This is a genomic window from Enterobacter cloacae complex sp. IR53041 (genome assembly GCF_049238285.1).
GTDB classification, from domain to species: Bacteria; Pseudomonadota; Gammaproteobacteria; order Enterobacterales; family Enterobacteriaceae; genus Enterobacter; species Enterobacter roggenkampii.
Window position 1 is genome coordinate 157,106 of sequence record NZ_JBMKHB010000006.1, and the last position, 24,373, is coordinate 181,478.

General features: G+C 57.7%; 21 protein-coding genes and 1 pseudogene. 14 read left to right on the forward strand and 8 right to left on the reverse strand.

Translation table 11 applies throughout. The features are described 5' to 3' along the window. Nucleotides 1–6 precede the first annotated feature (6 nt). The 13 genes from gspE to ACOTXF_RS06915 all read left to right on the forward strand — a co-directional run bounded on the left by gspE (nt 7) and on the right by ACOTXF_RS06915 (nt 13,597). Entirely contained in the window at nt 7–1,485 is a 1,479-nt protein-coding gene (gene gspE / locus ACOTXF_RS06855) for a type II secretion system ATPase GspE (protein ID WP_270588824.1), read from the forward strand. Beyond that, on the forward strand, nt 1,485–2,693 hold the full coding sequence (gene gspF, locus ACOTXF_RS06860) for a type II secretion system inner membrane protein GspF (RefSeq protein WP_023343664.1): 1,209 nt from the start codon (nt 1,485–1,487) through the stop codon (nt 2,691–2,693). Before gspE ends, gspF begins: the two co-directional genes overlap by 1 nt. Before the next feature lie 3 nt (nt 2,694–2,696). Next, nucleotides 2,697–3,146, forward strand: a complete 450-nt coding sequence (gene gspG, locus ACOTXF_RS06865) for a type II secretion system major pseudopilin GspG (protein WP_008500018.1) — start codon at nt 2,697–2,699, stop codon at nt 3,144–3,146. Continuing rightward, nucleotides 3,146–3,631, forward strand: a complete 486-nt coding sequence (gene gspH, locus ACOTXF_RS06870; protein WP_232926461.1) for a type II secretion system minor pseudopilin GspH — start codon at nt 3,146–3,148, stop codon at nt 3,629–3,631. Before gspG ends, gspH begins: the two co-directional genes overlap by 1 nt. Further along, nucleotides 3,624–4,007 carry a type II secretion system minor pseudopilin GspI gene (gspI, locus tag ACOTXF_RS06875; protein WP_023292909.1) on the forward strand — a complete coding sequence of 128 codons (384 nt, stop codon included), beginning with the start codon at nt 3,624–3,626 and terminating at the stop codon, nt 4,005–4,007. The genes gspH and gspI overlap by 8 nt, the downstream gene beginning before the upstream one ends. Continuing rightward, nucleotides 4,004–4,633: a type II secretion system minor pseudopilin GspJ gene (gspJ, locus tag ACOTXF_RS06880; RefSeq protein WP_021240909.1), complete on the forward strand. Its 630-nt coding sequence runs from the start codon at nt 4,004–4,006 to the stop codon at nt 4,631–4,633. Before gspI ends, gspJ begins: the two co-directional genes overlap by 4 nt. Further along, nucleotides 4,630–5,640, forward strand: coding sequence for a type II secretion system minor pseudopilin GspK (gene gspK / locus ACOTXF_RS06885; protein ID WP_232926462.1), 1,011 nt, complete (start codon nt 4,630–4,632; stop codon nt 5,638–5,640). Before gspJ ends, gspK begins: the two co-directional genes overlap by 4 nt. Nucleotides 5,641–5,655: 15 nt before the next feature. Continuing rightward, entirely contained in the window at nt 5,656–6,798 is a 1,143-nt protein-coding gene (gene gspL / locus ACOTXF_RS06890) for a type II secretion system protein GspL (RefSeq protein ID WP_232926463.1), read from the forward strand. Further along, nucleotides 6,795–7,280 carry a type II secretion system protein GspM gene (gene gspM / locus ACOTXF_RS06895; protein WP_232926464.1) on the forward strand — a complete coding sequence of 162 codons (486 nt, stop codon included), beginning with the start codon at nt 6,795–6,797 and terminating at the stop codon, nt 7,278–7,280. The genes gspL and gspM overlap by 4 nt, the downstream gene beginning before the upstream one ends. After that, the gene (locus tag ACOTXF_RS06900; protein ID WP_045352075.1) at nt 7,277–8,074 is read left to right on the forward strand and encodes a prepilin peptidase; all 798 of its coding nucleotides are present in this window, start codon (nt 7,277–7,279) and stop codon (nt 8,072–8,074) included. The genes gspM and ACOTXF_RS06900 overlap by 4 nt, the downstream gene beginning before the upstream one ends. A gap of 257 nt (nt 8,075–8,331) precedes the next feature. Next, nucleotides 8,332–11,064: a glycosyl hydrolase family 18 protein gene (locus tag ACOTXF_RS06905; RefSeq protein ID WP_008500009.1), complete on the forward strand. Its 2,733-nt coding sequence runs from the start codon at nt 8,332–8,334 to the stop codon at nt 11,062–11,064. Nucleotides 11,065–11,200: 136 nt separating this feature from the next. Next, nucleotides 11,201–11,635, forward strand: coding sequence for a type III secretion system invasion protein IagB (iagB, locus tag ACOTXF_RS06910; RefSeq protein WP_232926466.1), 435 nt, complete (start codon nt 11,201–11,203; stop codon nt 11,633–11,635). Nucleotides 11,636–11,785: 150 nt separating this feature from the next. Continuing rightward, complete coding sequence (locus ACOTXF_RS06915) at nt 11,786–13,597, forward strand: glycoside hydrolase family 19 protein (protein ID WP_316937115.1); 1,812 nt, start codon at nt 11,786–11,788, stop codon at nt 13,595–13,597. A 160-nt stretch (nt 13,598–13,757) separates the two neighbouring features. Here ACOTXF_RS06915 and ACOTXF_RS06920 read toward each other — a convergent pair whose 3' ends face one another. The 4 genes from ACOTXF_RS06920 to poxB all read right to left on the reverse strand — a co-directional run bounded on the left by ACOTXF_RS06920 (nt 13,758) and on the right by poxB (nt 19,069). Continuing rightward, nucleotides 13,758–14,771 (reverse strand): NAD-dependent epimerase/dehydratase family protein, encoded by a 1,014-nt coding sequence (locus ACOTXF_RS06920; RefSeq protein WP_008500006.1) that lies wholly within the window; start codon nt 14,769–14,771, stop codon nt 13,758–13,760. Between the two features lie 92 nt (nt 14,772–14,863). Further along, nucleotides 14,864–16,300: an SDR family oxidoreductase gene (locus ACOTXF_RS06925; protein WP_232926468.1), complete on the reverse strand. Its 1,437-nt coding sequence runs from the start codon at nt 16,298–16,300 to the stop codon at nt 14,864–14,866. Between the two features lie 10 nt (nt 16,301–16,310). Next, nucleotides 16,311–17,312: a low-specificity L-threonine aldolase gene (ltaE, locus tag ACOTXF_RS06930; protein ID WP_126348693.1), complete on the reverse strand. Its 1,002-nt coding sequence runs from the start codon at nt 17,310–17,312 to the stop codon at nt 16,311–16,313. A 38-nt stretch (nt 17,313–17,350) separates the two neighbouring features. Beyond that, nucleotides 17,351–19,069, reverse strand: coding sequence for a ubiquinone-dependent pyruvate dehydrogenase (gene poxB, locus ACOTXF_RS06935; protein ID WP_232926470.1), 1,719 nt, complete (start codon nt 19,067–19,069; stop codon nt 17,351–17,353). A gap of 151 nt (nt 19,070–19,220) precedes the next feature. Here poxB and ACOTXF_RS06940 point away from each other — a divergent pair. After that, nucleotides 19,221–19,631 (forward strand): annotated as a pseudogene (locus ACOTXF_RS06940) (DoxX family protein); the annotation flags it as partial. A gap of 114 nt (nt 19,632–19,745) precedes the next feature. On the opposite strand, the gene hcr reads toward ACOTXF_RS06940, so the two are convergent. From hcr to aqpZ, 4 genes are all read right to left on the reverse strand, one after another. Next, nucleotides 19,746–20,714 (reverse strand): NADH oxidoreductase, encoded by a 969-nt coding sequence (gene hcr, locus ACOTXF_RS06945; RefSeq protein ID WP_048961915.1) that lies wholly within the window; start codon nt 20,712–20,714, stop codon nt 19,746–19,748. A 10-nt stretch (nt 20,715–20,724) separates the two neighbouring features. After that, on the reverse strand, nt 20,725–22,377 hold the full coding sequence (hcp, locus tag ACOTXF_RS06950; RefSeq protein ID WP_047747507.1) for a hydroxylamine reductase: 1,653 nt from the start codon (nt 22,375–22,377) through the stop codon (nt 20,725–20,727). A 144-nt stretch (nt 22,378–22,521) separates the two neighbouring features. After that, nucleotides 22,522–23,421, reverse strand: coding sequence for a lysine exporter LysO family protein (locus tag ACOTXF_RS06955; protein ID WP_047747508.1), 900 nt, complete (start codon nt 23,419–23,421; stop codon nt 22,522–22,524). A 170-nt stretch (nt 23,422–23,591) separates the two neighbouring features. Next, a complete protein-coding gene (aqpZ, locus tag ACOTXF_RS06960; protein ID WP_234115177.1) occupies nt 23,592–24,293 on the reverse strand; it encodes an aquaporin Z in 702 nt (233 codons plus the stop codon). Nucleotides 24,294–24,373: the final 80 nt, after the last annotated feature.

Genomic DNA, 24,373 nt, shown 5'->3' on the forward strand with positions numbered 1-24,373 from the left:
GGCAACGTGGACGAACTGAGTAAAACACTGTGTAGCAGCAGCTACGCAAAAGATAACGGCGTTCTGCTTTACAACAATGACGTCTATATCCGTGAGGACACCCCGGCGTTAGCACTGCTGGAAGTGCGCCGGGTGTTGGGCCGCGCGTTCGTCCCGGTTACTGTGACGCCGGAAGCGTTTGACGAGATGCTGGCCAAAATCTGGCAGCAGAGCAGCGGCGTTTCACAGCAGCTGGTGGACGACATGGATGCGGATATCGACCTGATGGCGTTAACCGAAGAGATCCCGGATAACGAAGATCTGCTTGATAACGACGAAAACTCGCCGGTGATCCGCCTGATCAACGCCATTCTCGGCGAGGCGGTTAAGGACGGCGCGTCGGATATCCATATCGAAACCTTCGAGCGCACGCTGAGCATTCGCTTCCGCGTTGACGGCGTGCTGCGCCCGGTGCTGCAACCGGCGCGTAAGCTCGCCCCGCTGCTGGTGTCGCGTATCAAGGTGATGTCGAAACTCGACATTGCCGAAAAACGTCTGCCGCAGGATGGCCGTATCTCACTGCGCATTGGCCGCAAGGCGATCGACGTGCGCGTCTCGACCATTCCGTCCCAGTACGGCGAGCGCGTGGTCATGCGCCTGCTCGATAAAAGCAATCTCAAGCCCGACATCAACAAGCTGGGCCTGATCGATGAAGAGCTGGAGAGGTTAAAAGGGCTGATTGAGCGCCCGCACGGCATTATCCTGGTCACCGGGCCGACAGGCTCCGGTAAAAGTACCACCCTGTACGCCATTCTTTCGGCGCTGAACGGTCACGAACGCAACATTCTGACCGTGGAAGACCCGATCGAATATGAGCTGGAAGGGGTGGGGCAGACGCAGGTTAACCCGCGCGTGGACATGACCTTTGCCCGCGGGCTGCGCGCTATTCTGCGTCAGGACCCGGACGTGGTGATGATCGGGGAAATTCGTGACGGTGAAACCGCGCAAATTGCGGTACAGGCGTCGCTCACCGGTCACCTGGTCATGTCTACGCTGCACACCAACAGCGCCGCCGGGGCGATTACGCGTCTGCGGGACATGGGGCTGGAGTCCTTTTTAATCGGTTCATCGTTGCTCGGTGTCATTGCCCAGCGTCTGGTGCGTCGGCTGTGTACGCACTGCCGGACCACCAGTCCGCTGGATGCCAATGAAAAAGCGCTGTTCAGCTTTATGGACGCGCCGCCAAAAGCCATTTATCGCGCGGTGGGCTGTGAACACTGCCGCCAGAGCGGCTATCAGGGCCGTGCCGGTATTCACGAGTTCCTGGTGGTGGACAGCGCCATGCGCCGCGCCATTCATGAAGATAAAGACGAAATGTCCATCGAGACGCAGCTCTTTAAGCAGGCTTACAGCCTGCGCGAAAACGGGCTGCTGAAGGTGATTAGCGGCGTCACCTCGCTGGAAGAGGTGATGCGTGTGACCGCCGAGCGCGGGGGGGATGCGTAATGGCCTTCTACGCCTGGACGGCGACGGATGTCGCAGGCAAAACCCAGCGCGGCACGCTGCAGGCCGAGGGGCAAAAGCAGGTTCGCCAGATGTTGCGCGAGCAAAAGCTGATGCCCGTCAGCATCAGCGAAACCCGTGAAGCGGCGTCTGCCGGAAAAGCAAAAACCGGAGCCAGGCTCTCCACGCCGGTGCTGTCGATGTTTACCCGTCAGCTCTCCACGCTGGTCAACGCCGCACTGCCGCTCGAGAGCGCGCTGAAGGCGATCTCGAAGCAAACGGAAGACAAAAAGCTGGCGGCAATGGTGGTTGAGATCCGCGAGAAGGTGGTGGAAGGTCACACCCTGTTCGACGCCTTCAGCCAGTTCCCGCGCACCTTTGACAAGCTCTACTGCACGCTGGTGATGGCCGGTGAAAAAACCGGCCACCTGGGCGACGTGCTGGAGAAGCTGGCGGAGTACAACGAGCAGCGCCAGAAGATGAAGAGCAAGCTGACGCAGGCGATGGTCTACCCGATTACCCTCACCGTGGTCGCCATCGCGGTCATCAGCATTCTGCTGGTGGCGGTGGTGCCGCAGGTGATCGAGCAGTTCACCCACATGAAGCAGCAGCTGCCGATCACCACCCGCACGCTGATTGCGGTGAGCGATTTCCTGCAGGCGTACGGGATCTACATCGTGGGGATCCTCGGCGGCGGGTTTGTTGGTTTTAAGACCTGGCTCAGAAACGCCAAAAACCGTTTTCGCTGGCACAGCTGGCTGGTGAACGGCTCGCCGATTAAAAAGCTGGTGTGCGCGATCAACAGCGCTCGCTATATCCGCACGCTCAGCATCCTGCAGGCGAGCAGCGTGCCGCTGCTTGAAGGGATGTATATCGCGATGGACGGTATCGAAAACCTCTACGCCCGGCAGGTGCTGGAGCAGGCGGCGGATACCGTGCGTCAGGGGGCCTCGCTCTATGCCGCGCTGGAGCAGGCGAAATTATTCCCGCCCACCATGCTGTACATGATTGCCTCCGGCGAAGAGAGCGGCGAGTTAGGCAACTTAATGGACCGCGCGGCGGAAAACCAGGAGTCGGCGCTACAGCATCGTATTACGTTAACGCTCTCGGTATTTGAACCGGCGCTGGTGGTCTCCATGGCGACGATTGTTTTATTCATCGTGCTGTCAATATTACAGCCGCTTCTGCAACTTAATAATATGGTAGGTTAAATCATGGCTATAAAAACAAAACGTCTGGCTCGCCAGGCGGGGTTCACCTTGCTCGAATTAATGGTGGTGATCGTTATTCTCGGCGTTTTAGCGAGTATGGTGGTGCCCAATTTAATGGGTAACAAAGAAAAAGCGGACGCGCAAAAGGCGACCAGCGATATTGTTGCGCTCGAAGGCTCGCTGGATATGTATAAGCTCGATAACCACCGCTACCCAACGACCGAGCAGGGGCTGCAGGCGCTGGTGACCAAGCCTGAGATCGCGCCTATTCCCAACGGCTACCGCGCCGACGGCTATATTCGCCGCCTGCCGCAGGATCCGTGGGGCAACGATTATCTGCTCGTCAGCCCGGGTGAACACGGCGCCGTAGACGTCTTCTCTGCCGGTCCTGATGGCGAAGCCAACACCGCAGACGATATTACGAACTGGTCTCTGGATAAGAAAGAGAAATAATGAAGAATCAACGCGGCTTTACGTTGCTGGAAATTATTCTGGCTCTGGTGATATTTGCCAGTTGCGCCATGATGGTTGTCTCAACAATACCCTCACGCAGCGGTGCGGATATATTTGGTCAGCAATTAAAAGCCCTCGTTGATTATGGTTCAGACCGCGCGGTCATGGACGGAAATATTGTCGGGCTGGTGATCGCTACCGATAAATATCAGCTGGTCACGCTCGACGATAAAAACGGCGAACGTCACTGGGTGCCGTTATCCGCCGGCCGTATTACCACGAAAGGCGATTTCCCGGAAGAGATGCACGTGTCGCTCTCGCCTCAGCGTCTGGCGGCTAACGTCGAGGCCGCCCCCCAGATCCTCTTTCTGCCGGACGGTGAGATTGGGCGTTTTACGCTGACGCTGCAAAGTTACGACAAACAGCATCACTTCCGCGTGGTGTCGCAGGGCGCGGCCCCGGTTTCGGTAGAGAACGATGACTAAAGGCAAGGTTAAGCAGAACGGGATGACGCTCCTGGAGGTGATGGTGGCGCTGGTCATTTTCTCCACCGCCGCGCTGGCGCTGATGAATTCCGTCTCCCTGAACGTGCGCTTCACCCACGGGCTGGCCGAAACGCTGCAGGCCAGCTGGGTTGCAGAAAATCAGCTGGCTGAAGCCCAGCTCAGCAAAACCGATTTTCCCGATGCCGAGGAGCAGGGGACGGAAATCATGGGGGGGCGCAGCTGGTACTGGCATAAGCAGCGGGTGAAAACCGCCAATAGCGGTTGGGCCAATGCCATCCGCGTTTACGCCGAAGGCGATAAAAGCCAGCCGGTCATTTCGCTTCAGATCATTGGGCCGGGAGAAGAGAGCAAGTGAAGACGAGCCGACGCCAGCGCGGTTTTACCCTGCTGGAGATCATGATTGCGCTGACCATTTTTGCGGTCATCAGCACCCTGGCCTGGCAAATTCTCGACGGCGCGATGCGCACCAGTTCGGCAACCGATACCCGCGCGGCGAAGCTTAATCAGCTTCAGCGTGCCTGGAGCCTGATGGAGCGCGATTTTTTCCAGCTGCAGGCGCGGGCGCCGCGCAACGCACCGGATCTGTTTTTACAGGATGGCGATGCCGTGGAATTCACCACGCTGAACGGCGTGAGTGGCACGGTCCAGCTGGAGCGCGTGCGCTGGCGGCTGGAAGAAGGGCGTCTGTATCGCGACGTCTGGCCGGTGATTGACAGCCCGGCGGACGTCAAACCCGATGAAGTGCCTATCGTCAGCGAGGTGAAAGCGATGCAGTGGCGGTTTTATCACCAGGGCTGGCAAAAAAGCTGGGGTGACTCTGCCCATCTGCCAGACGGCGTGGAGCTTACGCTGACCATGGAAAATGGCGACACCTGGCGCTGGGTGTTTACCACGCCGGGAGAGATACCAGAAGCGGTGGCACCGGCGGCAGAAAACGTGCCTGCCCCGCAAAATGCGCCTGCGCCGGACGTGAAGCCATGAGCCGGGTCCATCAGCAACGCGGTGTTGCCCTGCTGGTTGTGCTGATCCTGCTGGTCATGATGTCGGCCCTGGCGGCCAAAATCAGCCAGCAGTTCTGCCGTAATTTGCAGAAAACCCACTATCAGGTGAGCCAGCAGCAGCTGCGCTGGGCAATGCAGGCGCAGGAAAAAGTGGTGAAAGACCGGTTGCAGAACGACGCCAGCGGCGAGAGCAAACCGCTCGACCCGGCGGGCGACTGGCACCTGCCGCTGGAGACGCAGGGTGAAGTCTATACGGTGGTCAGCCAGGTCGACGACGCGCAGGACTGCTTCAACGTCAATAACCTGCTGGCCGCAGACAAAGTGGCTCAGGAGCAAAATGCGTCAACCGTGCCGGAAAAACCGCGAAAAGAGAAGATTGTCGAGCAGATCCTGACGGACGGCGGCATCAGCCAGACGGCGGCGGAAGAAATTTATCAGCAGCTGGTGGATTATCTCGACGGCGACGCCACGACGGTGAAAGAGGGCGCGGAGATGGACGCCTGGTCTGGCGTAGTGCCGGCGCGTCAGCCTGCGAATCAGATGATGCGCACCCTTGCCGAGATCAAGCTGCTGCCGGCGTTTCCTGCTGCAGCGTACCCGAAAGTGAGCAAGCTGTTATGCGCGCTGCCGGACTCGGCCAGCAAGGTGGATGTCAATACTCTGACGCCGGAGCAGGCGCCCTTACTGGCAGCCCTGTTCCCGGGAAAACTCACCGCGGACGATGCCGTACGCCTGATTGAGTCGCGGCCGGAAACCGGCTGGGAAAGCATGGACGTCTTCAGCAAAGCGCTGGAACAGGCCTTCCCGCAGTTGAAGGAAGAGTTGCCGCAGGTGGCCGGGCTGCTCTCCATCAACAGCCGGTATTTTCGCGTCAACTACACCGGCAATACCGATGAGTTAACGCTTCGCGTGGTGAGCCAGCTTCAGGTGAATAACGAAGCCGGTGAAATTGTGACGTGGCAACGTCGTTACCGAATGATTGAATAAGAAAAGTAGAACGCTATGAAACAGGTCCTTTTTGTTCGTCCCGACAGCCGTGAGGACGGGAAAATCATGTGGTGTGAGTCGGGAAGCGAACAGGTTACAACCCTGGACACCCCGCAGGCGCTGCATACCCTTGCCGACCATCCTCTGGCTGCGCGCGTGTGTCTGCTGCTGCCCGCCAGTGAGATGATCTTCCGCCACTTTACGCTGCCGAAGAAAATGGCGTCGCAGGCGACCGCCTTCTCGTGGATGGCGGAGGAGACTCTGATTGGTGAGGTGGACGATCTCCACTGGACGGTGCTGAACAAAAAAGGCGCCGAGGTGGACGCCGTGGCGATAGATTCCGCCCGCCTGCAGCAGTGGCTGACCCGCTTTCACGAGGCGGGCCTGAAGGTCATTCAGGTCCTGCCTGACGCCTGGCTGCTGCCGGTCACGGCGGGTGGAAGCACGCTGGTTGCGCGGGAAGAGAACTACTTGTTGCGCTTGTCCCCGCATATCGCCTGTAACGTTGAGGTTGGCCTGTTGCCGCTGCTGATGCAAAAAGCCGGAGAGGGCGAGGTCCGCTGCTACGGGGACATCCCGCCGGGCATTGAGGTTGACGAACAGCTGGCGGCAGAAAATCCGCTGGTGCTGATCCAGCCGCAGTGGCGGGCGTGCCGCGTCAACGTGCTGCACGGTGCGTTCAGCGCGAAAGCGACCAGCGCGAGGGCGGCGAAAGGGATGAAGGCCGCCATCGCGGTGATGGGACTTCTCTCTCTGGGCCTGCTGCTCGGCCCCCGCATCACCCTGGCGTGGATGCTGGCAGATCGGGAAAATCAGGTGCAGCAGGAGATGGTCGAGCTTTATCAACACCATTTTCCGAGTATGCGTCACCAGACCAACCTTAAGTACCATTTTGGACAGAACATCAAGAAGCAGCCTAAAGGCATTTTTTTGCAGATGGACGAACTGGAAAAGATCCGTCAGTCCGTTCCGTCGATGGAAATTACGCTGTTTGAATATGACGACACGCAGGGAGCCCTGACATTAAGCGTGAGTGTGCAAAACGAGCAGGCATTACAGGAATTCATTCATCAGGCCAGCACGAATTTTGATTTTACGTTACAGCCTATTTCAAAGGACGCGCCGTATACGGCCATGATTACAGGGAAATATAAATGAAAGCGCGAATTGCACAGTTTACATCTCGTTATCAACAATACAGCACCAGAGAAAAATTCATTTTAAAAATAGCGGCGGGAGCTTTATGCAGCGCCGTCATCTATTACGTAGGGATAATTCCCCTGGATAATATGATAAAAAATAGCCAGGCGACGCTGGCGCGACAAATTGAAACGGTAAACTGGATGAAAACAGAAATTGATAAAAATCATCTGCCGGTGCTACAGGTGAAAACCGATAATCCACGCAGCGTGGTGGAGAATAGCGCGCATGAAATTAACCTGACGCTGACCGATATTCGTCAGGACGGTCAGACTCTGGCCTTTGTCGTGAACCGGGTCAACGTGTATGAATTAAAAAACTGGCTGCGGGAGATGAACCTCGCGTCAGGCGTCAGGCTGGAGAAAATGAACCTCACGCCCGTGGATCACCTGAGCGACGTGAAGGCCGAAATCCAGCTGACCTGGAAAAAAGTGGCATGAACGGGCTGATACTCGTCCGGGAGAGTTATCCCGTCGGGTTTGCCACGATGAGCGGCGTGTTCGGCGCGATCCTGGGGAGCTTTCTCGGCGTTGTGGTGGATCGCGTGCCGGGGATGGTGCTAGAGGAGGAGAGCCGCAGCAACCTGCTTTTCCCGGCGTCACACTGTCCCGTCTGCCAGCATGCACTGCGCGCATGGGAGAACATCCCGCTGCTGAGCTGGCTGGCGCTGCGGGGACGCTGTCGTTGCTGCAAGTCGCCGATTCCGCTGCGGTTATTTTTACTCGAGCTGTTGACGGCGGTGTTCTTTGGCCTCACCGCCCGGTGGATACCGGACTTGGCATCCCTTTTCTCGCTGTGGGTGCTGGCGGCCTTTCTGCTGCCGCTGGCGATGATTGACGGACAGCACCAGCTGCTGCCCGACTGCCTGACGCAGCCGCTGCTCTGGGCCGGGCTGCTGTTCCACGCCTTCAGCCACGGGCTGCTCCTGCGTGATGCGCTGCTCGGCGCGGTGGCAGGCTATCTTTCGCTCTGGCTGGTGTACTGGGCGTTTCGTCTGCTTACCCGTCGGGAAGGGCTGGGCTACGGCGATTTCAAGCTGCTGGCGGCGCTGGGCGCCTGGTGCGGCTGGCAGTCACTCCCTGCGATTGAATTAATTGCCGCATTAAGTGGCATAGTGGGTTATTTGCTATTAAATAAATCGAATAAAAATAACCTAACCATCGCTTTCGGACCTTATCTGGCTTTTGCTGGAATAGCGCTCTATACCTGCCAGCTATTTGTGAATACCTATTAAATAACCGGGTCAAGTTTTTTTATCAATATTTTCGACGAGGAAAGAGAAGGACGACCTTTTATCCTCAGTGTATCGTAAAAGGCATAAGCTACACGGATTTTTAGCTTGTATCTTTTAATGGGGGAATACAACGCGTCTTTAAGGTTTGGATAACGGCTGTCTGCGTATTTAAAAACGCACTATGTGAATATCATTCCATGTTCTAAAGGAAGACATGGATCAATTTCGTTTACGAATAAATTTATCAGGAAAGAAAAATGAAATTTATTAAGCCTAAATATCTGGCGCTCTTTATTGCAGCGGCAACCGGTTCTGCATTCGCTGCTGCGCCAGGTGCGCCGACCATCGGCTCCGGCAATGACAAATTTGCGCTGGTCGAGGTGGATCAGGCCGCGCAGGATTACAACAGCCTCGTCAAGGTACATAACGACGGCGTGGATGTGAAAGTCGAGTGGAACGTGTGGAGCGGCGACGCGCCAACGTCTGCAAAAGTGCTGCTGGATGGTAAAACCGTGTGGACCGGCGCAGCTGGTGCAAGCGGCTCAGCCACCTTTAAAGTGAAAAAGGGCGGACGTTATCAGGAGCAGGTGGAAGTCTGTAATGCCAGCGGCTGTACCAAAAGCGCCAGCAAGCTGATCATCGTGGCGGACACCGACGGCAGCCATCTGCTGCCGCTGAACGCGCCGCTGCAGGAGAACAACAAAACGTTCGCCAAACATACTGATAAAGTGGTTGCGGCGTATTTCCCTGAATGGGGCGTTTACGATCGTAACTTCCCGGTTGATAAAATCCCGGCAGCGAACCTTAACCACATCCTCTATGGCTTCATTCCAATCTGTGGCGGCGACGGCATCAACGATGGCCTGAAAACCGTTGAAGGCGGTAACAGCTTCTCCGTACTGCAGCGCGACTGCGCGGGCCGTCCGGACTATACCGTCGCCATTCACGATCCGTGGGCTGCGCTGCAAAAACCGCAGTCTGGCGTCTCCAACTGGGACGACCCGTACAAAGGTAACTTTGGCCAGCTGATGGCGCTGAAAAAAGCGCATCCGGACCTGAAAGTGCTGCCATCCATCGGTGGCTGGACGCTGTCCGATCCGTTCTTCCACATGGGCGACCCGGCAATCCGTGCCCGCTTCGTCTCCTCTGTGAAAGATTTCCTGCAGACCTGGAAGTTCTTTGACGGCGTGGATATCGACTGGGAATTCCCTGGCGGCGGCGGCGTGAGCGAACATCTGGGTAACCCGCAGCAGGATAAAGCGACGTATACCGCCCTGATGCATGACCTGCGCACCATGCTGAACGAGCTGTCTGCACAGACTGGCCGTACCTATGAACTGACCAGCGCCATCGGTGCGGGCCGCGATAAGATTGAAGACGTGGATTACACCGCTGCTCAGCAGTACCTCGACCACATCTTCCTGATGAGCTATGACTTCTACGGCGGCTGGAGCAACACCGAGCTGGGCCACCAGGCCGCACTGCGCGCGCCGTCATGGCGCCCGGACACAAACTACACCACCGAGAACGGCGTGGACGCGCTGCTTGCTCAGGGCGTACAGCCAGGCAAGATCGTGGTGGGTGCGGGCATGTATGGCCGCGGCTGGACTGGCGTGCATGGCTACACCGGTGACAATCCATTCACGGGTACCGCAACCGGTATGGTGAAAGGTACCTGGGAACCTGGCGTGGTCGACTACCGTCAGATCGTTAACGAGTACAAAGGCAAGCCTGGCTGGGAATATGGTTACGACGCGAATGCTGAAGCGCCATATGTCTTCAATAAGTCTACCGGCGACCTGATCACCTATGAAGATGCACGCTCTACCGCCGCTAAAGGCAAGTATGTGCTGTCGAAAAACCTAGGCGGACTCTTTGCCTGGTCTATTGACTCTGATACCGGCGACATCCTGAACGCGATGAACGAAAGTCTGCTGGGCGGTTCTACCCCGGTCGATCCGGTCGTCACCAACCATGCGCCAATCGCGTCTTCTGCGGATCAGAACGTCTCTGGCCCGGCAACCGTCACGCTTGATGGTTCTGCTTCCAGCGATCCAGACGGCGATGCGATTACCTACAAATGGACCCAGGTTTCTGGCCCATCTGTAACTCTCTCCAACAGCACCAAAGCGAAAGCCACCTTCAACGTTGCGGCAGCGACCAGCGACCAGACCATGGTGTTCCGCCTGACGGTTACGGATGCTAAAGGCCTGAGCAACGCCATTGATGTGCAGGTTGTGAACAAAGCGCCAAAAGCTAACCAGGCGCCAGTCGTGAACGCAATGGAGGCAGTGACGCTGCAGGCAGGAGAAACCTATGCTCTGCACGCGCAGGCTGTGGATCCAGACGGTGATGCGATGACCTTCTCCTGGAGCGTGCCAGCGGATATGCATGCAACCGGTACCGATACCGCGAACGTGACGATTACTGCACCAGACGTTGCCACCACGTCTACCTATACGCTGAGCGTAGTTGTAGGCGACGGCAAAACCAGCGTGCAGTCTAACGTGCAGGTAACCGTGAATCCGAAACCGGCTGACGTTACACCACCGTCTGATGAGGTTACACCTCCGTCTGATGACGTAACGCCACCCTCTGATGAAGTTACGCCTCCGTCTGATGACGTGACTCCGCCATCTGACGAAGGGTCTGCAACCGGTAGCTGCGATGCGCCTGTCGATGCTAACGCCAGCAAATATGCCGCGTGGGATGCCAGCAAAATCTACAACAGTGGCGATACCGTGAGCTTCGACCATCTGGTGTGGAAAGCGAAGTACTGGACGCAAGGCAACCAGCCTGGGTTCGGTGTGGATGCCTGGGAGCTGGTCAGCAACGTGAAGATGAACTGGCGTTCTGACCTGGTTTATAACGGCGGCGAAACCACAACCTACCAGGGCAACGTTTACCGTGCCAAATGGTGGACCCGCGGTGACAACCCGGCTAACAGCGATGTATGGGTGAAAGAAGGTCCTTCAACAGACTGCAAATAACCTTCTGAACCGTGGATTGCGGGAATGATATCAACCCGCAATAGTTGGTCACACCCCACTTCGGGTGTGACCAACACTTCAGAATTATCGCTAATGATGAGCGGGAAGAGGTTCAGTATTTAAAAAGCAGGTGCTCATGAAACGCGTGATTATATTTTTACTGCTGTTTAGTCAAAGCGTATTCGCGAACTGTTGGGATAACGCCGGACATTATTATCATGTCGATCCGTGGTTATTGTATGCAATTGCCAAAGTCGAGTCCGGAATGAATCCCCACGCGGTAGGCTGGAACCACGACGGCACGCGTGACGTCGGGTTGATGCAGATTAACAGCTCACACTTCAGTGAGTTAGCACGTCAGGGTATTGATGAAGATCAGCTTATTAATGAGCCCTGTACCTCCATTATGGTCGGCGCCTCCATCCTGTCCGGGATGATAAACGTGTATGGCTATAACTGGGAAGCGGTGGGCGCGTATAACGCCGGATTGAAAAAAGAAAATTATCCGCAGCGCATGCGTTATGCCCATAAAGTGTGGGCGAAGTATCAGCAAATAAAGTCGGGTAAATAACCGTAGCATTATTTTTATTTTTTGAAGAATTCCTTTCGGTGTTCTTCAGAAAATGAAAAAGAACCACACTCTCTGGCTTATTTATTAAGGGAGTAATACATAAGCCGGGAATGTACTCACCCTAGTTGCTTAAATACAGGATTATTTGAAATGACGAAAAGGACATTACTGAGCGTTCTCGTGGCGGGGGCATGTATTGCACCCTTTATGGCCCAGGCTGCATCACTGCAGGCGGCCAGCAGTGAGCCGTACACCATGAAAGCCAGCGATCTGGCGAAAAAGGAAAAAGAGCTGACCAATTTCCCGCTGATGGTTTCGGTGAAGGATACCATTGCGACCCTGGACAATAGCCTCGTTGAGCAGATTGAGCCAGGTCGTGCCTCGAACCCTGACAACGTCAAGCGCGTTGAAGGGATCGTGAAGGCCAGCGACTGGGAATATCTCTTCCCGCTGCGCGCTCAGTCTTATACCTACAGTAACTTCCTGAAGGCTGTTGGTAAATTCCCGGCACTGTGTAAGACCTATAACGATGGTCGCGACAGCGACGCCATCTGCCGCAAAGAGCTGGCGACCATGTTCGCCCACTTTGCGCAGGAAACCGGCGGCCATGAGAGCTGGCGTCCGGAAGCCGAGTGGCGTCAGGCCCTGGTTCACGTCCGTGAAATGGGCTGGACCGAAGGCCAGAAAGGCGGCTATAACGGCGAATGTAACCCAGACATCTGGCAGGGGCAGACCTGGCCATGCGGTAAAGACAAAGACGGCGACTTCGTAAGCTACTTTGGCCGCGGCGCGAAGCAGCTGTCTTACAACTATAACTACGGTCCGTTCTCTGAAGCGATGTTTGGTACCGTCCGCAACCTGCTTGACAAGCCTGAGCTGGTGGCGGATACCTGGCTGAACCTGGCAAGTGCGATCTTCTTCTTCGCCTATCCGCAGCCGCCAAAACCAAGCATGCTGCAGGTTATCGACGGCACCTGGCAGCCAAACGATCACGATAAAGCCAACGGTCTGGTTCCGGGCTTCGGCGTGACCACCCAGATCATCAACGGTGGCGTAGAGTGCGGCGGCCCAACCGAGATTGCCCAGTCTGAAAACCGCATCAAGTACTACAAAGAGTTCGCGAACTACCTGAAAGTGCCTGTTCCGGCGAATGAAGTGCTGGGCTGCGCCAACATGAAGCAGTTCGATGAAGGCGGCGCCGGCGCGCTGAAGATCTACTGGGAGCAGGACTGGGGGTGGAGCCCGGATACGCCGGACGGTAAGACCTACTCCTGCCAGCTGGTGGGGTACCAGACGCCGTTCAGCGCGTTCAAAGAGGGTGACTACACCAACTGCGTTAAGAAGTTCTATAACGTGAACATCATTAACGACGACGGCTCAGCCGTGACCCCAGGAGAAGACAAAACCCCGGCAGACACCACGCCGCCAGCGGATACGACGCCAGCGGAAGATACCACCCCTGTTGAACCGGCTACCGTGAATCACGCCCCTGTGGCGCAGATTGCGGGCCCAATCGGGGCGGTTGAAGCGGGTGCGCAGGTTTCCCTGAGCGCGGAAGGCTCTACCGACGCCGACGGTAACAAGCTGACCTACACCTGGCGTTCCCAGGATGGCCAGACCGTGACCGGTCAGGACAAAGCGGTGGTGACCTTCAAGGCGCCAGAGTCTGCAACGGCTCAGCAGTACGAAATCGGCCTGACCGTCAGCGATGGTGAACTGACCAGCACCACGTCCTACCTGCTGAATGTGAAAGCGAAAGCCGAGTCTAAGGACGAAGGCACTTCCGGCTCTTACGCCGCGTGGAGCGCGAACAGCAAGTACAACGCAGGTGATATCGTGAACAACCACGGTAAACTGTTCCAGTGCAAACCGTTCCCGTACAGCGGCTGGTGTAACAATGCCCCGGCATACTACGAACCCGGCGCTGGCCTGGCGTGGGCTGATGCCTGGACGGCTCTGTAAAAGCAAACGGCAACCTTCGGGTTGCCGTTTTCGTATTTGCACCCTCTGTCTTTTACCGGGTGGCGCTGCGCTTACCCGGCCTACATGAGGCTAAGGGGCGAGGGGTCAGTACGGAGCCGTTGTAGGCCCGGTAAGGCGAGGCCGCCACCGGGCAAAAAGGCTAGCGATGCAGCTTCCCGTGATCCCGCAGCCACGCCGCCGTGCGCATAATCCCTTCATCCAGCGTCACAACCGGTTTATACCCCAGCTCATTCTCCGCCCGCGAAATATCCAGCGTGAAGTCAAAGTTGAGTTTAGAGACGCCGTAATGCGTCAGCGCAGGCTCTTTGGCTGTTTTACTGCCAAAGCGCTCCATGCTGCGGGCAATCATATCCAGCATTGGGTAGGGCACGGAACGGATACGGCAGTTGATCTGCAGCTCGTCGATCAGCCGCTGCACAATGCTGCGCAGCGTGCAGGGTTCGCCGTTAGTGATGTTGTAGGCGCGACCGGAGATCAGCTTATCGCAGTCCGGCTGGCTGGCCAGCCACATGGCGTGAACGGCGTTTTCGTAGTAGGTCATATCCACAAGGGCATCGCCGCCGCGCGGCAGCAGCACGCTGCCGTAATGGTGCATCATCTGCGCCAGACGCGGAATAAATACCTTATCGTGCGGCCCGAACAGGCTCTGCGGACGCAGGACCGTAAAGCGGGTGTGCGGGTTTGACTGCGCCAGCAGGTCGATGACCTCTTCGCTGGCCGCCTTGCTGCGGGCAAACTCACAGGCAAAGCGAGCAGGGCGGAAATCTTCCTGCACGTCACGGTGGTGGTGATAGTCGAAATAGAGTGACGGTGACGAGATATGAATAAAGTTACGCACGCCCCAGGCAACGGCCCATTCCCCCAGACGACGGGTGGCCCGCACGTTGGCGAGGTCGAAGGCTTCCTGGGTCCCCCACGGGGAGGTAAAACTGGAGCAGTGCCATAGCGTGTCGATACCGGCGAGCATCACCTTCGCCTGCGAGGAGACCAGCTCCGTCAGGTCGGCATGGACGAACTCTGCGCCCATTTTTTGCAGCAGTTTACCCATCGCTTCGTTGCGACCGGTAGCCCTGACGCTGATGCCCTTGTTGCGCAGAAATTCGACCGCATTTCGGCCTAAGCCGCTGGTCGCCCCGGTAACCAGTACCTTCATAGCTATCCACTGTGTTGAAAAGAATTTCGTGCGCATTCTTTCGTGAATTACGGCGCTATGCAATGGGAAAGGTGAAAGAAAGAGAGTTTTATTTAGATCTTTTCCGTCTTTTGTTCTGCCCGTTGCGCAATGCGTTTCGCCATTCCCCGGAAGATAAACAGGTGGGCAGGGATCATCAACAGCCAGTAGAACAGACCCGGCATTCCGTGCGGATGCCACCAGGCGCGCACGTCCAGTTCACGATGAACGCCTTTGTCTTTCAGGGTAAAGCAGAGTCGGCCCAGCCCCGGGGCTTTCATGCCGAACAGCAGCGCCAGCTGTTTTTCCGGTTCGACGATGATCACCTTCCAGCTGTCGACCGCGTCGCCCACCTCAAGATACGGGCGTGCCGGGCGGCCTTTCGCCAGCCGGTGGCCCACCAGCAGGTCCATCGCCCCGCGCGTTTGCCAGAGGAGATTACCGAAGAAATACCGTTCTTTGCCGCCAATCTGGTTCACCACCTCCCAGAGCGCGGCCAGGCTCGCGGAGGTTTTCACCGTGCAGCCCGCCTGTTTCGGGTAATAACCATACTCTGGCCGCCAGCGGGCAAAGGCCTGGGCGTCGTAGCCCCAGTCGCTGGAGTTCACCAGCTGCTCTTCTTCCTTCAGCGTATTGCGCACGGCGTCGTCAAAGCGGATCAGATCCTGAGGAATTAAGGCGCGCAGCGCGCGATCGTCGGCCAGCAGATCGTGCTTCAGCCCCTGGATCAGCGCTTTGGCGGTCGTCGGCGGCACCGAGGTGATGACATTCAAAAACCACACCGAAATCCAGCGCGTCGGGAAGGGAATGGGGATCAGCCAGCGGCGGCGGCCGCTGACGCGCATGAAATGTTCGAACTGCGCCTGATAGCTCAGCACTTCCGGGCCTGCCGCTTCCAGCACGCGATGTTTCTCTGCCGGGTGATCCAGCAGGGCCACCAGATAATGCAGGAGGTTCTCCAGCGCAATCGGCGTGGTGCGCGAACGGACCCAGCGCGGCGGCGTGAGCACCGGCAGGTTGTAGACCATATCGCGCATCACTTCGAAGGCGGCAGAACCGGCGCCGACGATGATCCCGGCGCGCAGTTCGGTGACGGGGATATTGGCCCCCCGCAGGATGTCCGCCGTCAGCTGGCGGGCGCGCAGGTGATCGGACTGCTCGCGTTCAGGTGCCTGAAGTGAACTGAGAAAAATCACCTGCTTCACCGGGGTTTGCAGCAGGGCATCGCGGACGTTCATCGCTACCTGGCGCTCGTGGGCGATAAAATCTCCGCCTTCACCCATGCTGTGCACCAGGTAGTAAAGCGTATCAACCCCTTCCAGCAGCGCGGGAAGCGCCTTCGGCCAGTTGAGGTCAACGTTGTGACAGGTGACGCCCGGCAAACCGAGTTTTTGCAGGCGTTCGGTATTGCGTGCCGCAGCCAGCACCTGGTGCCCCTGCTGGCTTAACGCCGCGGTGAGATGCTGACCGATATACCCGCTGGCGCCGAGCACCAGAATGCGTTGCGGCACGTGATGCTCCTTATCGCTGTAAAAACGCCTGCCAGTGTTTTACCACGTCGGCCAGCTGCTCGCGGTTGACGTCGAGATGCATGACCAGACGCACCACAGGTGAGGCGTTGATCAGCACGCCACGTGCTTTCATGAACTCGCCAAGCGCAGCGGCGTGGTCATCGCCCACGCGGACGAACAGCATGTTGGTGTCGTGGCGCATCACGTCGGCGCCAATTTCACGCAGCTCGGCCGCCATCCACGCGGCGTTGTCGTGATCGTCCTTCAGGCGCGTCACGTTGTTTTTCAGGGCATACAGCCCGGCAGCCGCCAGAATACCCGCCTGGCGCATGCCGCCGCCGGTCATTTTACGCCAGCGGTTGGCGCGCTTGATGTAGTCCGCATTGCCCACCAGCAGGGAACCCACTGGGGTGCCCAGCCCTTTAGAGAGGCAGATAGTGAACGAGTCGCAATATTGCGTAATCTCTTTCAGCGCGCAGCCGTATTCCACCACGGCGTTGAAGATGCGCGCGCCATCCACGTGCAGACCGAGCCCGCGCTCGCGGGTAAACTCCCACGCCGCCTTCAGGTATTCGCGCGGCAGGACCTTGCCGTTGTGGGTGTTTTCGAGGCTGAGCAGACGGGTGCGGGCAAAATGAATATCATCGGCTTTGATTTTCGCCGCGACTTTATCAAGGGGCAGGGTGCCGTCCGGCGCAGCGTCGATCGGCTGCGGCTGAATGCTGCCGAGCACCGCGGCACCGCCCGCTTCGTAGAGATAGTTATGCGCGCCCTGGCCGACGATATACTCTTCACCGCGCTCGCAGTGGCTGAGCAGCGCCACCAGGTTGGCCTGCGTGCCGGTGGGCAGGAACAGGGCGGCCTCTTTTCCGCTCAGCTCTGCGGCGTAGCGCTGCAGCTCGTTGACCGTCGGGTCATCGCCGTAGACGTCGTCCCCGACCGGGGCGGCCATCATCTCTTCGAGCATGGCGCGACTCGGGCGGGTAACGGTATCACTGCGTAAATCAATCATGGCATGTCCTTATATTTAAAAAGGCGATGCCAGATGTTTTACCTGAGCCAGTTGGTTTTTGCCAGTTCGATCACCTCGTCACCACGCCCGCTGATGATGGCGCGCAGCATGTACAGGCTAAAGCCTTTGGCCTGCTCCAGCTTGATCTGTGGCGGGATGGCCAGCTCCTCTTTGGCGACGACCACATCCACCAGTACCGGGCCGTCGATGGAGAAGGCGCGCTGCAGGGCTTCATCCACCTCGGACGCTTTCTCCACGCGGATGCCGGTGATGCCGCAGGCCTCGGCGATGCGGGCAAAGTTGGTGTCGTGCAGTTCGGTGCCGTCCGTCAGATAGCCTCCAGCCTTCATCTCCATCGCCACGAAGCCCAGCACGCTGTTGTTGAAGACCACGATTTTCAGCGGATGCTTCATCTGCACCACCGACAGGAAATCACCCATCAGCATGCTGAACCCGCCGTCGCCGCACATCGCCACCACCTGACGCTCCGGCGCTGTCGCTTTTGCGCCCAGCGCCTGCGGCATGGCGTTAGCCATCGAGCCGTGGTTGAACGAGCCGAGCAGTCGGCGTTTGCCGTTCATTTTCAGGTAGCGTGCCGCCCAGACGGTTGGCGTGCCTACGTCGCAGGTAAAAATGGCGTCGTCGTCCGCGAAATGGCTGATCTGCTGCGCCAGATACTGCGGGTGAATGGCTTTGTCGCTCGGTTTGGCCAGGTCGTCCAGCCCCTTGCGGGCATCGCGATAGTCGCTCAATGCTTTATCAAGGAATTTGCGGTCCGTTTTCTCTTCCAGCAGCGGCAGCAGGGCGGCAAGGGTGGATTTGATGTCGCCCACCAGCGCCATATCGACCTTGCTGTGCGCGCCGATGCTGGCCGGGTTGATATCAATCTGAATGATTTTGGCATCCGTCGGGTAAAACGCGCGGTACGGGAACTGGGTGCCGAGCAGGATCAGCGTGTCGGCGTTCATCATGGTGTGGAAGCCACTGGAAAAACCGATCAGACCGGTCATCCCCACATCGTAAGGGTTGTCGTATTCGACGTGCTCTTTGCCGCGCAGGGCGTGGACGATCGGGGCTTTCAGCTTTCCGGCAAATTCCAGCAGCTCTTTATGCGCGCCCGCACAGCCGCTGCCGCACATCAGGGCGATATTGCTGGCGTAACGCAGCAGCTGCGCCAGCTTTTTCAGCTCCTCCTCGGCTGGGGTCACCACCGGCTGCGGCGCGTGATACCAGTGGGTGCTGGCTCCTTCCGGCGCGGCCTTGAGCGCCACGTCGCCCGGGATAACGACCACGGACACGCCGCGATTCAGCACGGCCTTGCGCATGGCGATCGCCAGAACCTGCGGGATCTGCTCCGGGGATGAAACCAGTTCGCAATAGTGGCTGCATTCACGGAACAGCTCCTGCGGATGCGTCTCCTGAAAATAGCCGCTGCCGATTTCGGAAGAGGGGATGTGGGCGGCAATCGCCAGCACCGGAACGTGGTTACGGTGACAGTCGAAAAGGCCGTTGATCAGGTGCAGGTTACCCGGCCCGCAGGATCCGGCGCAGACGGCCAGTTCACCCGTAAGCTGCGCTTCAGCACCTGCGGCGAACGCGGCAACCTCTTCATGGCGGGTCGGCATCCATTCGATGGTCTTCATCTTGTTGAGGCTGTCGCTGAGTCCGTTAAGGGAATCGCCGGTGACGCCCCAGATACGTTTTACGCCAGCCTGTTCGAGCGTTTTCGCTATATATGCAGCCACGGTTTGTTTCATGGTTGTCCGTCTCCTTTTTGTGATAACGCTTACAAGCTTAGAAGAAAGTCTCCGTATTGCCCGTCAGATCCCCCCAATTAAAAGGTGCTTTTCACGCGCAACGCTTCGGCATAATCTGGTCATATCTCAGTGAAAACAGGAATCATTTCAAATGGTTAAATCATTGTTAATTGCTGTTAATGAAAAGCTATCGTGCGACGATCTCGGCAAACTCTTGTTACGACTTGCCGTCGGTGGGCTGATGCTCTTTCATGGGTTGCATAAGCTGTTTGGTGGGGTGGGCTTTATCAGCGGCATGCTGGTGGAGAAAGGGCTGCCGGGGTTTATTGCCTACGGCGTGTTGATTGGCGAAGTGGTGGCACCGATCCTGATTATTGTCGGGCTCTTTACGCGCCCGGCCGCGCTGGTGCTGGCGTTTACGATGATCGTGGCGTGGCTGATGGTGGGATTGGATGAGACATTCGCGCTCGACAAGGTCGGGGCATGGGCGATTGAAAGCCTGGTGTACTTCTTTATCGGCTCGCTGGCGGTGGCGTTTTTAGGGGCAGGGCGGTTTGCGCTGGGAAAACACCTGCGTGGCGGTAGGGGGGTTGTAGGCCGGGTAAACGCAGTGCCACCCGGCAAAAAAGCCCGGTGGCGCTGACGCTTACCGGGCCTACGAACGAACGTTTATTGTTTATGTGAGGACCAGATCGCCCTGCGGGTGGCACGAGCACGCCAGCACGTAACCCTCGGCAATTTCCGCGTCGGACAGCGTCATGGTGCTGGTGACGGTGTACTCCCCGGAAACCACCTTTGTTTTACAGCAGCCGCACACCCCGGCACGGCAGGCCGCCGCCACCGGTACGTTGTTGCTTTCCAGCGCCTCCAGCAGCGTCGTGCCCACGCGGCCAAAGAAGGTCTGCGCAGGCTGCAGTTTGGTGAACTGAATCCCGCTGGTTGCCGCTTCCGCCACCGGCGTGAAGAACTGCTCTTTGAAGAAACGGGTCACGCCGAGCGCTTTCACTTCTTCTTCCACGATAGCCATGTACGGCGCCGGGCCGCAGGTCATCACGGTGCGGTTCGCGATATCCGGCACGCTTTGCAGCAGCTCGCGGCTCAGGCGACCGGGCACAAAACCGTGCGTTGCGTTGTGCTCAGCCACCAGCGTCACCGGATAATCACGCCACTCCTCGGCAAAAATGACATCGTCCGGAGAGCGCACGCTGAAGATCACCTGCACGTCGGCCTGCGGGCGGTTTTTTGCCAACCAGCGGCGCATCGACATGATCGGCGTTACGCCACAGCCCGCCGCCAGCAGCAGGAATTTATCGTCCGCTTTGTCGTCACAGGTGAATTCACCCTGCGCGTCGGAGAGCCAGATGTAATCTCCGCGCTTCACGTCACGGGTCAGCCACTGCGAGCCCGCGCCGTCATCAATGCGGCGGACGGTAAGCGTGATGTACTCGCTCACGCCCGGCGTGGAGGAGAGGGTGTAGGCGCGCAGGGTGTCCGCCGAATGGCGAACGCTAACCAGCGCATACTGACCCGCACGGTACGGATAGTAGTCGTGGCACAGCAGCGACAGCGTCCACACATCCGGCGTCTCCTGATGGATGTGATGCACCTGCATCCGCCACGGGCATTGTGAGGTTGGCATGGTCATAAATTACTCCTTACGCGCTCAGCAGCTGCTTCATATCGTCTTCAACGTTGGTCACGGAGCGCAGACCGAATTTTTCATTGAGCACCGCCAGCAGGTCCGGCGTCAGGAAGCCTGGCGCGGTCGGGCCGGTCACGATGTTGGTCACGCCCAGAGAAAGCAGAGTAAGCAGGATGACAATCGCTTTCTGCTCAAACCAGGAGAGCACCAGCGAGAGCGGCAGATCGTTGACGCCGCAGCCCAGTTTTTCCGCCAGGGTAACGGCAAGAATGATGGCCGAGTAAGCATCGTTACACTGGCCCGCATCGATCAGGCGCGGCAGGCCTTCGATGTCGCCGAAGTCCAGCTTGTTGAAACGGTATTTACCGCACGCCAGGGTCAGGATCAGGCAGTCTTCCGGCACGCGGGTGGCGAAATCGGTGAAGTAGTTACGCTCGCCGCGCGCGCCGTCGCAGCCGCCGACGAGGAAGATGTGGCGCAGCTTTTCGCGGCTGACGAGGTCAATCAGCGAATCGGCGGCGCCGAGCAGGGTTTCACGACCGAAGCCGACGGTGATCAGATGCGGGATCTCGCTGTACGGGAAGCCTGCCATCTGCTGCGCTTGCGCTATCACCGGTCCGAAATCGTCACCTTCAAGATGGCTCACGCCCGGCCAGCCGACGATGCTGCGGGTCCAGATGCGGTCGTCATACGCGCCCACGGTCGGGTCGATGATGCAGTTAGAGGTCATCACGATAGGACCAGGGAAGCGGGCAAATTCCACCTGCTGGTTCTGCCAGCCGCTGCCGTAGTTACCGATCAGGTGCTTGAATTTACGCAGCTCCGGATAGCCGTGCGCTGGCAGCATTTCACCGTGGGTATAGACGTTAACGCCGGTGCCTTCGGTTTGCTTCAGCAGGTTGTAGAGATCTTTCAGGTCATGACCGGAGATCAGGATGCATTTGCCCTCGGTCGCTTTGACGTTGACCTGCGTCGGCGTCGGGTGGCCGTAGGTGCCGGTTTCACCCGCGTCCAGAATGCTCATCACGCGGAAATTCATCTGGCCGATTTCCATTGAGCATTCCAGCAGCGCGTTCATATCGGCAGGCCAGGTGCCCAGCCACGCCATGATTTTATGGTACTGGGCGTAGATGTCGTTGTCGTACTGGCCGAGCACGTGCGCGTGTTCCATATAGGCCGCAGCGCCTTTCAGGCCGTACAGGCACAGCAGGCGCAGGCCGAGAATGTTCTCGCCAATCGCTGCTTTGTCTTTGTTTGGGGTGAATTCTGCCGCCTGACGCTGCAGATCGCCGAGATCGTCGCTCACCAGCTGAAGGTCAGACATCGGGTTTTCCACGCGGGCGTTAGCATCCGCCTTCATGCACTGCGCCTTCAGCGCTTCACGCAGGGCAATGGCTTCGCGGGCATAGCCAACAATGCGCGGAGAGTCGAAGTTAACGTTGGTCAGCGTGGAGAAGAAGGCGCGCGGGGCGAAGCTGTCGACGTAGTGGTCGATGATGCCATATTCGCGGGCTTTAAACGCCCATGCGGAAAGGCCTTGCAGGGCGGCAATCAGCAGGTCCTGCAGGTCAGATGTTTCTGCGGTTTTGCCGCACATACCCTGTGCGTAAGAGCAGCCATTGCCTGCCGGGGTACGGATGGTTTGTTCACATTGCACACAAAACATAATCACACCTGTTAAAGTTATATTTGATATACATGTTTAAGATTATGCCTGTGCCAGAACGGAGAAAAGGGCTTTCTGCTACAAAATAGAGGGAGATTGATTTAGCGCAATTTTGGCGGCAGGCACCCTACCGCCAAAGAGGTATCAGGCCGAGAAGACGGCCATCAGAACCGGAACCAGCAGGCTTAAAATAAAGCCGTGAACGATGGCGGCGGGCACCATCTCCAGTCCACCAGAGCGTTGTAATACTGGCAGGGTAAAGTCCATCGACGTCGCGCCGCACAGGCCCAGCGCGGTAGAGCGGCTGCGGCGAACCAGCCCCGGGATCAGCATAATGGCGAGCAGCTCGCGCGCCAGATCGTTAAAGAAGGCGGCGCTGCCGATGACCGGGCCAAAGGATTCGGTCAGCAGGATACCGGAGAGGGAATACCAGCCAAAGCCTGACGCCATCGCGAGGCCGGTTTTCAGCGGCAGGTCGAGAATAAAAGCGTTAATCACGCCCGCCACCATGGAACTGGCGACCACAATGACCGCAACCATCATTCCCCGACGGTTTAAAACAATTTGCTTCAGCGTCATGCCATTATTTCGCAGCTGGATACCGATCAGGAACAGCAGGAAAATTAGCGTATATTCACTGGCCTCTGTCGCGTGCTGTAAAAATGCCCAGCCGGTCAGCCCAAGAAGAAAACCGAGCACCACGACGCCGCACAGTTTTAATGATTCCAGCGCCATCGCAATTCGGGAAGGCAGTTTTTCCTGATGATGATGGTTTTTCCACGGAACGGTGCGCTCAAGCCAGAATAATGCGGCGATATTACACAGCAAAATAACCACCACGGTGACCACAGAATAATGCAGGATGGAAAGCAGATTCGTCGCCAGATTATCCAGGAAGGCCAGGCTGATCCCCATAAAGAAAAGAATGACGTAAACAATCCAGCTGAGAAAACGGTTGATAAGCCGTAATGCGGATTCTCTTTGCAGCGGGATGAGATAGCCCACAATCAGGGGCAGCAGAATAATGAGGAGTCCTGAAAACATGAACAGCCGGTCCTTTTGAGTATCTGTTGAGCGCCAGAGACACTACCCAATAAAGACTGTTCAGTAAAGCGGCAATAAAAAAGCCGGGTGGCGGCTGCGCCTTACCCGGCCTACAAGTGCACACTCACGTAGGTCGGGTAAGCGTTAGCGCCACCCGACACCGCGCGCAATTAATCGCGTTTTTCCAGCAGGGTGCGGTACAGCACGCCACCCAGGATGCCGCCGATAATCGGCATCACCCAGAACAGCCAGAGCTGCTCAAGCGCCCAGCCGCCCTGGAAGATGGCGACGGCGGTGCTGCGTGCCGGGTTAACGGAGGTGTTGGTGACCGGGATGGAGATCAGGTGGATAAGCGTCAGTGCCAGACCAATGGCAATCGGCGCGAAACCGGCTGGCGCGTGTTTGTCGGTTGCGCCGTGGATCACCAACAGGAAACCTGCGGTCAGCACAATTTCAATCACGATGGCAGACAGCATGGAATAACCGCCCGGAGAATGCTCGCCGAAGCCGTTAGAGGCGAAGCCGCTGGCCGCCGCGTCGAAGCCAGCTTTACCGCTGGCAATGACGTACAGAACGCCCGCTGCGATAATACCGCCCACCACCTGAGCGACAATATAACCAATTACCTCTTTCGCCGGAAAACGACCGCCGGCCCATAAACCTAATGTCACTGCCGGGTTAAAATGACCGCCGGAAATATGCCCCACGGCAAAGGCCATGGTTAATACGGTTAAACCAAATGCCAGCGCGACGCCGACAAAACCGATACCTAATTCCGGGAATGCTGCTGCCAGAACGGCGCTACCGCAGCCACCAAATACCAGCCAGAATGTACCAAAGCATTCTGCTGCCAATTTTGGTAATGGTGCCAACTTACTGATTTAGTGTATGATGGTGTTTTTGAGGTGCGCCAGTGGCTTCTGTTTCTATCAGCTGTCCCTCCTGTTCAGCT

Coding starts and splice junctions, on each gene's coding strand:
- gspF (WP_023343664.1), top strand. CDS start 1,485: ATGGCCTTCTACGCCTGGACGGCGACGGATGTCGCAGGCAAAACCCAG.
- gspI (WP_023292909.1), top strand. CDS start 3,624: ATGACTAAAGGCAAGGTTAAGCAGAACGGGATGACGCTCCTGGAGGTG.
- ACOTXF_RS06955 (WP_047747508.1), bottom strand. CDS start 23,421: ATGTTTTCAGGACTCCTCATTATTCTGCTGCCCCTGATTGTGGGCTAT.
- hcr (WP_048961915.1), bottom strand. CDS start 20,714: ATGACCATGCCAACCTCACAATGCCCGTGGCGGATGCAGGTGCATCAC.
- iagB (WP_232926466.1), top strand. CDS start 11,201: ATGAAACGCGTGATTATATTTTTACTGCTGTTTAGTCAAAGCGTATTC.
- hcp (WP_047747507.1), bottom strand. CDS start 22,377: ATGTTTTGTGTGCAATGTGAACAAACCATCCGTACCCCGGCAGGCAAT.
- ltaE (WP_126348693.1), bottom strand. CDS start 17,312: ATGATTGATTTACGCAGTGATACCGTTACCCGCCCGAGTCGCGCCATG.
- gspK (WP_232926462.1), top strand. CDS start 4,630: ATGAGCCGGGTCCATCAGCAACGCGGTGTTGCCCTGCTGGTTGTGCTG.
- poxB (WP_232926470.1), bottom strand. CDS start 19,069: ATGAAACAAACCGTGGCTGCATATATAGCGAAAACGCTCGAACAGGCT.
- gspL (WP_232926463.1), top strand. CDS start 5,656: ATGAAACAGGTCCTTTTTGTTCGTCCCGACAGCCGTGAGGACGGGAAA.
- gspG (WP_008500018.1), top strand. CDS start 2,697: ATGGCTATAAAAACAAAACGTCTGGCTCGCCAGGCGGGGTTCACCTTG.
- ACOTXF_RS06920 (WP_008500006.1), bottom strand. CDS start 14,771: ATGAAGGTACTGGTTACCGGGGCGACCAGCGGCTTAGGCCGAAATGCG.
- ACOTXF_RS06915 (WP_316937115.1), top strand. CDS start 11,786: ATGACGAAAAGGACATTACTGAGCGTTCTCGTGGCGGGGGCATGTATT.
- gspH (WP_232926461.1), top strand. CDS start 3,146: ATGAAGAATCAACGCGGCTTTACGTTGCTGGAAATTATTCTGGCTCTG.
- ACOTXF_RS06900 (WP_045352075.1), top strand. CDS start 7,277: ATGAACGGGCTGATACTCGTCCGGGAGAGTTATCCCGTCGGGTTTGCC.
- gspM (WP_232926464.1), top strand. CDS start 6,795: ATGAAAGCGCGAATTGCACAGTTTACATCTCGTTATCAACAATACAGC.
- ACOTXF_RS06905 (WP_008500009.1), top strand. CDS start 8,332: ATGAAATTTATTAAGCCTAAATATCTGGCGCTCTTTATTGCAGCGGCA.